Raw genomic sequence first — 12,310 nt, forward strand, 5'->3', positions numbered from 1 at the left:
GCCTCGGGGCCAGTTTCGGCGCTGGTGGTGGTCTGCGCGTCGGGCGCTGGCGCGGCGCGGCGCGGATCGTCGAGACCTGCGCCGCGCCCTGTATCCTCCCTTTTATCCGTCATCGGCTCACAACCCCGGTCGTCGCCGCAGATCGAGCGTCATCGGGAAATCGGGATGGCGCACCTCGGGGACCGGGTCATAGGCGCCGGGGTTATGGCCATGCGGCTCGAACCGGGCAAGGCGGCGGGCTTCGGCCTCGTTGCCATTGACGGGGAAGGTATCGTAGTTGCGCCCGCCGGGATGGGCGACGTGATAGGTGCAGCCGCCGATGGCGCGCCCGGTCCATGTATCGAAGATGTCAAAGACCAGCGGCGCATCGACCGGCAGGACCGGATGCAGCGCAGCGGGCGGTTGCCATGCCTTGAACCGCACCGCGCCCACCGCCAGCCCGCCCGTGCCCGACGGCGTAAGCGGCATGCGACGGCGATTGACGCAGACAGTGTAGCGTTCGGGATCGGCGGCGGTGAGGCTGACCTGCAACCGTTCGACCGAACTGTCGGTGTAGCGCACGGTGCCGCCGATCGCGCCGGTTTCGCCCAGCACATGCCACGGCTCCAGCGCCTGACGGATTTCCAGCCCGATGCCCTCATAGGTGACCTCGCCACAGAACGGGAACCGGAATTCCGCCTGCGCGCGATACCATTCGGGGTCGAGATCGAAGCCATGGTCGCGCAGGTCGCGCAGCACTTCCTCGAAATCCTGCCAGATGAAATGCGGCATCATGAACCGGTCATGCAGGGTGGTGCCCCAGCGCACCGGCTTACCGGTCACCGGCGCATCCCACAGCCGCGAGATGATGGCGCGGATCAGCAATTGCTGGGCAAGGTTCATTTTCGGGTCGGGCGGCATCTCGAAGCCGCGGAATTCCACCAGGCCCAACCGCCCGGTCGGGCCGTCGGGGGAGTAGAGTTTATCGATGCAAAGCTCCGCCCGGTGGGTGTTGCCGGTCACGTCGATCAGGATATTGCGCAGCAGCCGGTCCAGCAGCCACGGCGGGGTGTGTTCCGTGGCCCCCGCGCCACGGATCTGATCGAGCGCGATTTCCAATTCGTACAGGCTGTCATGCCGAGCTTCGTCAATGCGCGGCGCCTGACTGGTGGGGCCGATGAACAGGCCCGAAAACAGGTAGCTGAGCGCCGGGTGCCGCTGCCAATACAAGATCAGCGAGCGCATCAGATCGGGCCGCCGCAGGAAAGGGCTGTCCATCACGCTTGCACCGCCCACGACGACATGATTGCCGCCGCCGGTGCCGGTATGGCGACCGTCGATCATGAATTTGTCGGCGCCAAGTCGGCATTGCCGCGCCTCGTCATAGATCGCGTTTGTCGTCGCCACACATTCCTCCCAGCTGGCTGCGGGGTGGATATTGACCTCCAGCACGCCGGGATCGGGGGCGACGCGGATCACGTTCATGCGGGCGTCATGGGGCGGCGCGTAGCCTTCGATATGCACCGGCAGGCCCAGTTTGGCGGCGGTGACCTCGGCGGCGGCGAGCAATTCCAGATAATCCTCCACCCGTTCGGTGGGCGGCATGAAGATGCACAGCCGTCCGTCGCGCGGCTCGACGCTCATCGCGGTGCGGACCAGCCCGCCTGCGGCGTTGAGTTCCTGCTCGATGACATCCTGCCCCGGCTCGGATGCGGTAAAGTGCGCGGTGCCCTGACTGCGCTCGCCGCTGACTTCGGGACCGATCCGTTTGCCCTGCCCTTCGGTTGCGGGGCGGCCCGTGGGCGTGTCGCGCAGCGCGTCAGGATCGGGCAGCGGCCCGGTCTGGGTCGAGGGATCGGCGACATAGGTGTAGGGATAGTCGCTTTTGGGGATGTGCGGCAGGCTGTCCAATGGCAGGCGGAAGCCCACCGGGCTGTCGCCGGGCACCAGAAACAGCTTACCGCGCCGCGTGCGCCACAGTTCCGACATCCAGCCGGAACTGGCCCGCGCCTGCCAGCGCTGGATCGGCAGCACCATGCCCGACGGTGCGGTCAAACCCCGCTCGAACACCCGCGCGATGCGGTGGCGCGCCTCGGCATCGGCCAGCTTGGAGTTTTCCGGGGTTACGTTTTCGGGCAGGTTCGCTTCCCGCAGGAGCCATTCACCGGGGTCTTCGAAGGCGGGTTGGACGTGATCGGGATCGACGCCCAGTTCTTCGGCCATGCCCGCCAACAGGGCGCGCGCCTCCTCCGGGCCTGCGCCGGTTTCCGTGCCCTCGGTCGCGATCAGCGCTTCATCATTCCAGATCGGCTTCCCGTCGCGCCGCCAATAGAGTGAAAACGTCCAGCGCGGCAGGGTTTCGCCGGGATACCATTTGCCCTGCCCGTAATGCAGGAACCCGCCGGGTGCGAAGCGGTCCCGCAGGCGGCGGATCAGCTTATCCGCCAGCGGGCGCTTCATGGGGCCGACAGCGGCGGTGTTCCATTCCTCGGCCTCGAAATCGTCAATCGACACAAAGGTCGGCTCGCCGCCCATCGTCAGACGCACATCGGATTTCTCCAGCGCCGCGTCGACCTGACGGCCCAGCGCATCGAGCCGCTGCCAGCTTTCTTCCGGGAAGGGCCTGGTGATGCGCGGATGTTCGGCCACCCGGCGCACGGTCATGTCGAAATCGAACGTCACCTCGGCCGGGCTGGCCATGCCGGAAATCGGCGCGGCATTGGCGTAATGGGGCGTCGCGGCCAGCGGAATATGGCTTTCGCCCGTCAGCAGACCGGAGGTCGGGTCAAGCCCGATCCAGCCCGCGCCGGGCAGATAGACCTCGCACCATGCATGCAGATCGGTGAAGTCGTGATCCGTGCCCGCCGGTCCGTCGAGCGCCTGCAAATCCGGCTTCAACTGGATCAGGTAGCCCGAGCAGAACCGCGCCGCAAAGCCCAGATTGCGCAGGATCTGCACCAGCAGCCACGAACTGTCGCGGCAGGAGCCGGAACCGCGCTCCAGCGTTTCCTCGGGCGTTTGCACGCCCGGCTCCATGCGGATGGTATAATCGATCTGTTGCGACAGGCGCATGTTCAGTCCGACGAGGAAATCGACGGTGTGGTCTTCGCTGCGATCGATGTCGCGCAGGAACTGGGTCAGGCGCGGGCCTGCGGGCTCCGGCGTGGCATAGATCGTCAGATCCTCGCGCAGCGCCTCGGGGTAGTCGAAGGGCCATGACTGGGCCGTGTCCTCGACGAAGAAGTCGAACGGGTTGTAGACCGACATATCGGCGACGAGATCGACCTCGATCCGGAATTCGCGCACCGGTTCGGGAAAGACGAACCGCGCCAGCCAGTTGCCATAGGGGTCTTGCTGATGGTTCACGAAATGCCCGCCGGGGCTGACCTTCAGCGAATGGCTGATGACCCGCGTGCGGCTATGGGGGGCCGGACGCAGCCGGATGATCTGCGGGCTTAGCGTGACCGGACGGTCATATTTGTAATGCGTCAGGTGCGTGATGGCGGCATGAATGGACATCGGAGGCTTTCGCTGAGGGCGCAGGAGGTTACCGGCATAGCAGCACGAAACGCCGCCCCGATGCTAGGGGCAACGCCCCAAGCGCCCCGCAAACCGCGCCTGCCCGCCGAAGCTGCTGAAATCCTGTTCAGGGCAGCAGCACGCCGGGGTTCATCACGCCCTGCGGATCGATCGCGGTCTTGATTGCGCGCATCATGTCGAGCGCGACGGGATCCTTGCGCCGCCGCATGGAGGGCCGCTTGCTCCGGCCTACGCCATGCTCGGCGGAAAAACTGCCGCCAAATTCCGCGACCACATCCTCGACCATCTCGCGCAGCGCGTCGAGAAGGGCGGCGTCATCGCGGGTGGGGAACATCGTGTAATGCAGGTTGCCGTCGCCCAGATGCCCGACCGTCACGCTATAGGCGCCCGCATCCATCGCCACCAGCCGGGCCTCAAGCCGGGCCAGCGCCGCGCCGACCTGATCGGGGGGCACCGCGATATCGGTATCGACCAGCGGCGCGCGATCCAGCGTGATCTCGGCGGCGATTTCGCGCAGGTGCCACAGGTCCGCCCGCTGGGTGTCGGAGCGGGCCACGACGGCATCGGCGATCTGATCCTTCTCCAGCGCGGCAGCCAGCACCTCCTCCAGCAGCGCAACAATGGGCACGGTGCCGTCAGGGCCCGCCACTGCATCCCGGCGCGCGGTGGCGCCCAGTTCGATCAGCAGCGTGAAGGCATGATCGTGGCCCAGCGGCGCGCGCAGGCCGGGGCGGGTTTCGCGCAGACGGGTAAAGTAGCTTTGCGGCATGATCTCGAACGCCTCGACCGCGCCGGAGCTTTCGCTTTGCAGGCGGTTGAGCAGATCCAGCGCGCCGTCGAGTGACGGCATCGCGACCATCGCCGTGGCATAGGCCGCAGGGGTCGGAAACAGCTTCATCACCGCTGCCGTGATAACCCCAAGCGTGCCTTCGGCCCCGATCAGAAGCTGGCGCAGGTCATAGCCGGAATTGTCCTTTAGCAGGGCCGAGGTCAGGTCCATCACCCGCCCGTCAGGCAGCACCGCCTCCAGCCCCAGACACAGCGCGCGGGTATTGCCGTAGCGCAGCACATTGGCGCCGCCCGCATTCGTCGACAGCACGCCGCCGATCCGCGCCGATCCGCGTGCGCCGAACATCAGAGGGAATGTCAGACCCTGCGCCGCGACGGCCTCCTGCAACGTGGCGACGACAACCCCCGCCTCCGCCACCGCGACCCGCGCCTGCGTCCGGATCTCCCGGATACGGTCCAGCCGTTCGGTGGAGAGGATCACCGCATCGCGCGCCTGCGTCGCCCCGGTCACGCCGGTATTGCCGCCCATCGGCACGATCGGGGTGCGGGTCTCCTGCGCTAGCCGCATGATCGCGGCGACCTCCTGCGTCGAGCCGGGCCGCACGACCGCGCCGGGTTGGGCGGAATAGGATTTTACCCAGCTTTGCCCATAGGGCGCGGCATCGGCCCCTGTCAGCACCTGCGCGGGCCCGCAGATCGCGGCAAGTCGGTCAAGAGGCAGGTCGGTCATGGTGATCTCCGTCCGGGCGGCGCGCCCTGTCACGGAGTTGATGGCCCCGTCACGGGCGAGGGTCAAGGCAGGGGCGGCGCGGAACGATCCTCTGCGTTGGGGACGCCGAGACGCGATGCTATGTGGGGAAATGCCGCCCGCTTCGGGACTGGCCAGGCCCGGCAGAGCAGACAGGCGAGCGCTCGCCCGTGCGGGCCTGTCATGGCGGCAGGCAGGGGCGCTGGGCAGCGCCCCCGGCCCTCTCAGTCCCGGGCGCGCAGAACGCGGGCGGGGCGGGCCGCGAGGGGCCGAAGCGCGAAGCCGAGCCCCGCAAGCGTCGTGGCCAGCACACCCCCGGCGATGATGAGCAGCGCCGAAAGCGGCTCGAACACGAAATCCGTCTCCATCACGAACACCGTCACCGCCCACCCGGCAAGCCCGCCAGCCAGCACCGCGACCAGCCCTGCGGCAAGCCCGGTCAGCATCGAACGCCACGCGAAATACGCAAGGATCTGCCGCCGCGCAGCGCCCACCGTTTTAAGCACCGCCGCCTCGAACACCCGCGCCCGTTCCCCCGCCGCAGCCGCGCCGATCAGGACAATCCCGCCGGTGAGCAGCGTCACACCCGCGCCATAGGTGATGGCGGTGGCCACCGCACCCAGCAGTTCGGCGACCCGTTCGGCGACGTCGCGCACACGGATCATGGTGATATTGGGCCAGCGCCCCGCCACATCGCGCAGGATGGCAGGTTCGGCATCCGCGTCGGCATAGATCGTGGCGATGAACGTATGCGGCGCGCCCTGCACCGCCGCCGGGTTCATCGTCAGCACAAAGCCGATACCGGCGTCCGAGAAATCGACCTCGCGAAACGAGGTCACTTCGGCCTCGATGTCGCGGCCCAGAATGTTCACGGTGAGGGTGTCGCCCAGCTTCAGCCCGATCTCGCGCGCTTCCTCGGCGGCAAAGCTGATCTGAGGCGGGCCGGTATAGTCTTCGGGCCACCATGTGCCTGCCGTGACTTCGGTCCGGGCATCGGGGGTGGCGGCATAGGTCACACCGCGATCACCGCGCAGCACCCAGTGGTTGCCCGCCACATCGGTCGCCACCTCGCCATTGATACGGGTGATGACACCGCGCAGCATGGGCGCGGTTTCGACCCGCTCGACCCCGGGTTCGGCATCAAGCGCCGCTTGCAGCGGCTGCATCTGATCGGGCTGGATATCGACGACGAAGAAGCTCGGCGCGACATCGGGCAGATCGCCCGCGATGGCACGGCGCAGGTTGCTGTCGATCTGCCCCACGGCAGCCAGAACGGACAGGCCCAGACCCAGCGACAGCACGACACTTGCGGTTTCCCCGCCCGGCCCGCCAATCGCCCCGAAAGCCAGCCGCAGTGCGCTGCGCCCGCGCATCATGCGCGATCGGGCGGCGCGGCGGCTGAGCGCGGCAATGCCGCGCGCCGCCAGCGCCAGCAGCAGCAGCGCGCCCAGCACGCCCGCGGCGGCGCCCAGCGTCAGTTCCGGAACGCCGGAAAACCAGACCGCGGCGCCGATCAGGACGACGACCAGCCCCAGCACGGTTGCGATCCAGCGGCGGCGTGGCCAGCCTGCCGCCGCGCCCGCGTCCCGGAACAGGGCTGCGGGCCGGATGGTTTCGGTGCGCGCCAACGGCCAGAGCGTAAAGATCAGCGCGGTCAGGACACCGTAAAGCGCGGCCTCCAGCAGCGGGCCGGGATGCAGCCCGAACGCCGCCGGGATCGGCAGGCGCGCTTCCAGCAGCGGCGCTACGGCTAGGGGCAGCGCCGCACCCAGCACCAGCCCCAGCACGACGCCGACCCCGGCCAGCGCGCCGATCTGCATCAGATAGGCCCAGAGGATCACCCGCGACGAGGCGCCAAGGCTGCGCAGCACCGCGATTGTGGGGATGCGCGCGTCGAGATAGGCGCGCACCGCCGCCGACACCCCGATGCCGCCAACGGCCAGACCGGCCAGACCAACCAGCACCAGAAACGCGCCGGTGCGATCGACGAAACGGGCAATGGCGGGCGCGGCGCGGCGGCTGTCGCGCCAGCTCATGCCAGTGTCGCGGAACAGCGCTTCGGCTTCGGCCTTGACGGTGTCGAGATCCGCTTCGGCAGGCAGGTCGAGCCGGTAGCGGCTTTCATACAATGTGCCGGGGGTCAGCAGACCGGAGCCGTCCAGATCTGCCGTGCGCACCAGAACCCGTGGCCCAAAGGCGAAGCCGGTCGCGCCGCTATCGGGCTCCCGTTCCAGCAGCGCGGTCAGGACGAAACTGGCCTCTCCCAGCCGGAACCTATCCCCGACCGACAGCCCCAGCCGCGCCGCCAGCACCGGATCGGCCACGGCCCCCGGCATCCCGTCCGTGCCAGCAAAGGCCGCATCAAGCGATACCGCCGGGTCCAGTTCCGCCTGCCCCAGCAGCGGCCATGCGCCATCGACGCCCTTCAACTGCACCAGCGCGCGATCGGCGCTGCCATCGGGGCGGTCGACCACGGCCATCGAGCGGAAATCGACAATTTCGGAGACAGCGGTGGCGGCCTGCTCCATCCATGCGCGTTCCTCCTCGGTGGCGAAGCGGTAGGTGAAGCTCATCTGTGCGTCACCGCCGAGCAGCGTCGCGCCCTCCCGCTCCAGCCCCTGCTGGATGCTTTCACGGACCATACCGACCGCCGCAATCGCCGCCACACCAAGCGCGAGACAGGCAAGGAACACCCGAAACCCGGCCAGCCCGCCGCGCAATTCGCGCCGGGCAATGCGGGCGGCGTCACGCAGCGCGCTCATTCGGCGGCGGCGCGCAGCCCCTCCCCCGCGACCCGACCATCGGCCAGACGCACCACCCGGTCACAGCGCGCGGCCAGCGCGGGTGCATGGGTGACCAGAACCAGCGTCGCGCCGTGGCGGTCGCGGAGATCGAACAGCAGGTCCATGATCGTTTCGCCGGTGGTGGTGTCGAGGTTGCCGGTAGGCTCGTCCGCCAGCAGGATCTGCGGGCGCGGCGCGGCGGCACGGGCCAGCGCGACGCGCTGCTGTTCGCCCCCCGACATTTGCCGCGGATAGTGATCGGTGCGCGCGCCTAGACCGACGGCCTTTAGCTCCGCCTCGGCGCGGTCAAACGCATCGTCATGCCCGGCAAGCTCCAGCGGGGTCGCGACATTTTCCAGCGCGGTCATCGTCGGGATCAGGTGGAAAGACTGAAACACGATGCCCATATGATGGCGGCGGAACCGGGCCAGCGCGTCCTCGTTCATCCCCGACAGGTCATGCCCGAGGGCGGTGATCCGGCCGCCGGTGGCGCGCTCCAGCCCGCCCATCACCATGAGGAGAGAACTCTTGCCCGACCCCGATGGCCCGATCAGCCCCAGCGTTTCGCCACGCGTCACCGACACATCGATGCCACGCAGGATTTCCACCGGGCCGGCATTGCCATCGAGCGTTAGCCGCAGGTCGGCAAGGTCCAGCACCCGATCATCCGTGGCATCGCCCACAGTTTCGGGCCCGGCGGCGGTGGGGTCGGCGGGGGTCACGGTCATGGGCAGGCTCCGGGCGGATCGAGGGTATCTGTGGCAATATGGCCTTGCCGCAGCGCGGCGCAAGGTAGCGGTAACGCTGCTCGCGAGCCTGTCATCGCTGATCGCCGTCCCCGCGATGGCGCAAACCGTGCTGGCCGCGCTTGGCGATAGCCTGACCCAAGGCTACGGCTTGCCGCAGGGCGATGGCTTTGTCCCGCAGTTGCAGGCGTGGCTGACGGAACGTGGCCATGACGTGCAGATCGTCAATGCTGGTGTGTCCGGCGATACCACGCAAGGCGGGCTGAGCCGGGTCGACTGGACCCTAACGCCGGAGGTGGAGGGGCTGATCGTCACGCTGGGGGGCAATGACCTGCTGCGCGGGCTGCCGCCGGAAACCAGCCGCGCCAATCTGGACGGCATCCTGACCGCCGCCGATGACGCGGAGGTGCCCGCGCTGCTGATCGGCATGACGGCACCGGGCAATTATGGTGCGGAGTTCAAGCAAAGCTTCGATACGATCTATCCCGATCTGGCGGAGGCGCATGGCGCGCTGCTGCACCCCGATTTTCTGGGGGCGCTGACCGGGATCGAAGACCGCGCCGGGGCGATCCGCGACTATATGCAGGGGGATGGCATCCACCCCAACGCCGAAGGTGTGGCGCTGGTGGTGGAGGATATCGGACCCTCGGTCGAGGCGCTGCTGGAGCGGATCGACACGGGCGGGTAGATCAGGCCAGTTCGGGCTGCGTGGGCTTCATCGCGCTGATGTCGCGGGCTTCGACCTCGCGCAGCAATTCGATGAACCCGCGCACCTGATGGGCACAGGTGGCGCGGCCCTTTTCGGCGGTGGCAAGCGACGCATCGCCCACCGTGCCCGCGCCGTTCAGATCCGACGAGATCCAGCCATGCGATATCGGCCCGACCGGCGAGATCGACGCGCCCTCGGCGGCAGACCGGAAATTCTCCGCCCGGGTCATGTCCACACAATGGGGCTGGAAAGCCAGCATCAGCGACGTTTCCACATCGCCGCCATGGATGCCGTAGGCGCGTTCGTGATCGGTATAGAGCCCGTCCGGCTGGCCGAAATTACCCCATTGGCATTTCACCGCGAACATCCCCGCCCGCACCCGCAATTCGCGGCTGAGGATCGAGATGAGGTCAAGGTTGCCACCATGGCTGTTGGCGATGACGATCTTACGAATGCCAGCCCGCGCGACCGACAGTCCGATCTCCTGCCACGCCTGAAGCGCGACCGGGGCCGACAGGGTCAGCGTCCCGGCGGCATGGATATGTTCGTTCGATTTACCCACGGCCATGATCGGCAAAATGCGAATGTCCAGATCATCGGGACAGGTGCGGCGCAGCTCATCCAGCATGCCACCGGCGATCATGGTGTCGGTGCCCACGGGCAGGTGCGGCCCGTGCTGTTCGATGGCGGCGGTGGGCAGGATGGCGATGGTCTTCATCGGGTCGATATCGCGATATTCCGGCGCGCGAAATTCGGCCCAGTCGAAACGGCGTGTCATGAAACCTCCGGTGGGGTGTAGGTGGCGTCAAGCCGGGACCGCAGATAGTCGGCCCCGGTGACGGCGGGATAACGGGGATCGCCGGTGCCGGGCAGCGCGGTGATGACGCTGTCGGGATTGGGATCGAGGAAAAACGCGACCGAGTGCCGTTTATTGCGCGGCGGGGCGACCCGGTGCGGCGAAGACGCATAGATGTCGTTGGACCAGCGCATCAGGCAGTCGCCGATATTGACGACGAATGTGTCGTCCATATGCGGCACGTCGAGCCATGTGTCGCTGCCGCGGGGACGGACCTGCAGACCCGGCTCGCCATCCGTCAGCAGCAGGGTCACCGCGCCGTAATCGGTATGCGCGCCTGCGCCGATCTCCCCCGCCGTGCCGCTGGCAGGCGGATAGGAGAGCAGCCGCAGCGTGGCCATCGGCGCGGTGAAATGCGGGGCGAACCAGTCCTCCGCCAGTCCCAGATCGCGGGCAAAGGCCCGGTGCAGCGCCACGCCCAGACCCCATGCGGCGTTGTAATAGGCCAACATCACCTCGCGGAAATGCGGCAGGTCGGCCTCCTCCGGCCAGAGGTTCACACCGCGAAACGGCTCCCCTGCCTGCACGCGGGGATCGTCCCTGGGCAGATCGAGCCCGATGTTGAACGCTTCCTTGCGGTCCTGCACGCCGCTCTGATCGTCGAGCGCCTCGGAGCCCATATGCGCCCAGCCGCGATTATGAGGGTTGGTGTAGATCGACAGAGGCTCCTTCACGCTGGCGGGCTGCGCAAAGAAATCGGTGGCTTGGGAAAAGACCTGCTTGATCAGGTTGCGATCAATGCCGTGGCCTTTGATGAGAAAGAACCCCGGCCCCCGGCAGGCCGCGCCCAGATCGGCGGCGAATCCGTCAGCGTCGCGCCCGGAGGCAAAGCGCTGCCAGTCGAGAACGGGGATGTCGGTCGCTTGGGTCATGTCGTGCTCTCCTGTCTGTCAGGTGCCGGGGCCGTCGATTGACGGCGCGCAGGCGCCAGAAACCGATCCATCCGTGCCTCCACCCGCGCCAAGTGGCGGCTGCGGCTGGCATCGGTGGACGTGTCCATCAGGTAGTGCATGGCAAAGGATTTTCGCAGGGGGCGGGCGCAGAGCAGGCCGATGCCGCGAAACAGCGTCCGCTTGCCCGGCGCACCAATCAGCGCGGTCAGCCAACGGCTGGCCCCGCCGGTGGTGAACACGGCAAGGTTGCGGATATGGCGCAGGCCGGGACGGATCGTCGCGTGGTCGGCATCAGGCATGAGAAAGGCCACATCGGGCAGCAGCACCCGCTCCAGCCAGCCTTTCAACATCGCGGGCTGGCCATACCACCATGTCGGGTAGACAAAGATCAGGGTATCGCACCACAGAACCTTCTCCACCTCGTCCTCCACGCGCGCGCGGTTGGCGGGCGTGTCGAGATAGCTGCGATGCTCTGTCGCGGAGAGCACCGGATCAAAGCCCATGCCGTAAAGATCGGAGATCTGCCATTCGACCCCCGTCGCGTCGAGCCGGGCGAGAACCCGGTCGCGCACCGCGGCGGTAAAGCTATCCTCGCGCGGGTGACAATAGACGACGAGCGCGCGCATGTCAGAGCGCCTCCATCTCGGTCCCGACGCGGGTGAGGAAGGCACTGCGCTTGGCGTCGGTCGCGCGGTTCATGTCGTAAAGGGCAAGATAGCGCATCCGGTCCGGGCGGGTGGCGTAGCGCACCGCGCGGGTGACGCATTTGCGCGGCGGATCGCCCGCGCCGATGGCGCGCAGCCGGGTGCCGCCATAGGTCGTTACCGCCGCCAGCCGGGTGATATTGGGCAGGTTGGGTCGAACCTTGCCATCCACCAGCTTAAACGACACGCCGGGCAGAAACACCCGGTCGAGGAAGCCCTTCAGGATCGCCGGATAGCCGAAATTCCAGACCGGAAACACCAGCACCAGCGCCTGCGCCGCGCGCAGCCGTTCGACGTAGTCCCGCACCGGCTCGATATTGGCGGGATAGTCGTGATAGCCGCGCCGCTCGGCTTCGGTCAGGACCGGCGAGAACCCTTCGGCATTCAGGTCGCAATCATCGACATCCCAGCCACCGCGGGCGAGGCTTTCGACCGTGCGCTGGTGCAGCGCGGACGAGAAGCTTTCAGGACAGGGATGTGCGAAAAGGACAAGCGCGCGTTTCATGTCGCAGCCTCGGTGCGGGCCGGACGGCTGGCCGGTTTTCCGTCAGAAAACCAAGCCT

At 67.5% G+C, this 12,310-nt stretch carries 9 protein-coding genes; 1 reads left to right on the forward strand and 8 read right to left on the reverse strand.

What is annotated here, in order from left to right; genetic code table 11:
• Positions 1 to 117: 117 nt before the first annotated feature.
• The 4 genes from CBW24_RS12780 to CBW24_RS12795 form a co-directional block, all read right to left on the reverse strand.
• Entirely contained in the window at positions 118 to 3,498 is a 3,381-nt protein-coding gene (locus CBW24_RS12780; RefSeq protein WP_097373810.1) for a transglutaminase family protein, read from the reverse strand.
• Between the two features lie 127 nt (positions 3,499 to 3,625).
• A complete protein-coding gene (locus CBW24_RS12785; RefSeq protein WP_097374239.1) occupies positions 3,626 to 5,038 on the reverse strand; it encodes an FAD-binding oxidoreductase in 1,413 nt (470 codons plus the stop codon).
• 242 nt (positions 5,039 to 5,280) lie between these two features.
• Positions 5,281 to 7,818 carry an ABC transporter permease gene (locus CBW24_RS12790; RefSeq protein ID WP_097373811.1) on the reverse strand — a complete coding sequence of 846 codons (2,538 nt, stop codon included), beginning with the start codon at positions 7,816 to 7,818 and terminating at the stop codon, positions 5,281 to 5,283.
• On the reverse strand, positions 7,815 to 8,567 hold the full coding sequence (locus CBW24_RS12795) for an ABC transporter ATP-binding protein (RefSeq protein WP_097373812.1): 753 nt from the start codon (positions 8,565 to 8,567) through the stop codon (positions 7,815 to 7,817). Before CBW24_RS12795 ends, CBW24_RS12790 begins: the two co-directional genes overlap by 4 nt.
• On the opposite strand from CBW24_RS12795, the gene CBW24_RS12800 reads away from it, so the two are divergent.
• Positions 8,566 to 9,273, forward strand: coding sequence for an arylesterase (locus CBW24_RS12800; protein ID WP_097373813.1), 708 nt, complete (start codon positions 8,566 to 8,568; stop codon positions 9,271 to 9,273). The genes CBW24_RS12795 and CBW24_RS12800 overlap by 2 nt on opposite strands.
• Position 9,274: 1 nt before the next feature.
• Here the strand turns inward: CBW24_RS12800 and CBW24_RS12805 are convergent, their stop codons facing one another.
• Genes CBW24_RS12805 through CBW24_RS12820 form a run of 4 tightly spaced genes read right to left on the reverse strand, consistent with a single transcriptional unit; the run spans position 9,275 to position 12,252 of the window.
• Positions 9,275 to 10,072 carry a creatininase family protein gene (locus CBW24_RS12805; protein ID WP_088663560.1) on the reverse strand — a complete coding sequence of 266 codons (798 nt, stop codon included), beginning with the start codon at positions 10,070 to 10,072 and terminating at the stop codon, positions 9,275 to 9,277.
• The gene (locus tag CBW24_RS12810; RefSeq protein ID WP_097373814.1) at positions 10,069 to 11,022 is read right to left on the reverse strand and encodes an isopenicillin N synthase family dioxygenase; all 954 of its coding nucleotides are present in this window, start codon (positions 11,020 to 11,022) and stop codon (positions 10,069 to 10,071) included. The genes CBW24_RS12805 and CBW24_RS12810 overlap by 4 nt, the downstream gene beginning before the upstream one ends.
• Positions 11,019 to 11,669 (reverse strand): NAD(P)H-dependent oxidoreductase, encoded by a 651-nt coding sequence (locus tag CBW24_RS12815; RefSeq protein WP_097373815.1) that lies wholly within the window; start codon positions 11,667 to 11,669, stop codon positions 11,019 to 11,021. Before CBW24_RS12815 ends, CBW24_RS12810 begins: the two co-directional genes overlap by 4 nt.
• A 1-nt stretch (position 11,670) precedes the next feature.
• Complete coding sequence (locus tag CBW24_RS12820; RefSeq protein ID WP_097373816.1) at positions 11,671 to 12,252, reverse strand: NAD(P)H-dependent oxidoreductase; 582 nt, start codon at positions 12,250 to 12,252, stop codon at positions 11,671 to 11,673.
• Positions 12,253 to 12,310: the final 58 nt, after the last annotated feature.

The sequence above is a fragment of the Pacificitalea manganoxidans genome, assembly GCF_002504165.1.
Taxonomy (GTDB): domain Bacteria; phylum Pseudomonadota; class Alphaproteobacteria; order Rhodobacterales; family Rhodobacteraceae; genus Pacificitalea; species Pacificitalea manganoxidans.

Bases quoted from the DNA above. Each gene is read 5' to 3' on its own strand.
- CBW24_RS12780 (WP_097373810.1), bottom strand. From the start codon at position 3,498: ATGTCCATTCATGCCGCCATCACGCACCTGACGCATTACAAATATGAC.
- CBW24_RS12785 (WP_097374239.1), bottom strand. From the start codon at position 5,038: ATGACCGACCTGCCTCTTGACCGACTTGCCGCGATCTGCGGGCCCGCG.
- CBW24_RS12790 (WP_097373811.1), bottom strand. From the start codon at position 7,818: ATGAGCGCGCTGCGTGACGCCGCCCGCATTGCCCGGCGCGAATTGCGC.
- CBW24_RS12800 (WP_097373813.1), top strand. From the start codon at position 8,566: ATGGGCAGGCTCCGGGCGGATCGAGGGTATCTGTGGCAATATGGCCTT.
- CBW24_RS12795 (WP_097373812.1), bottom strand. From the start codon at position 8,567: ATGACCGTGACCCCCGCCGACCCCACCGCCGCCGGGCCCGAAACTGTG.
- CBW24_RS12805 (WP_088663560.1), bottom strand. From the start codon at position 10,072: ATGACACGCCGTTTCGACTGGGCCGAATTTCGCGCGCCGGAATATCGC.
- CBW24_RS12810 (WP_097373814.1), bottom strand. From the start codon at position 11,022: ATGACCCAAGCGACCGACATCCCCGTTCTCGACTGGCAGCGCTTTGCC.
- CBW24_RS12815 (WP_097373815.1), bottom strand. From the start codon at position 11,669: ATGCGCGCGCTCGTCGTCTATTGTCACCCGCGCGAGGATAGCTTTACC.
- CBW24_RS12820 (WP_097373816.1), bottom strand. From the start codon at position 12,252: ATGAAACGCGCGCTTGTCCTTTTCGCACATCCCTGTCCTGAAAGCTTC.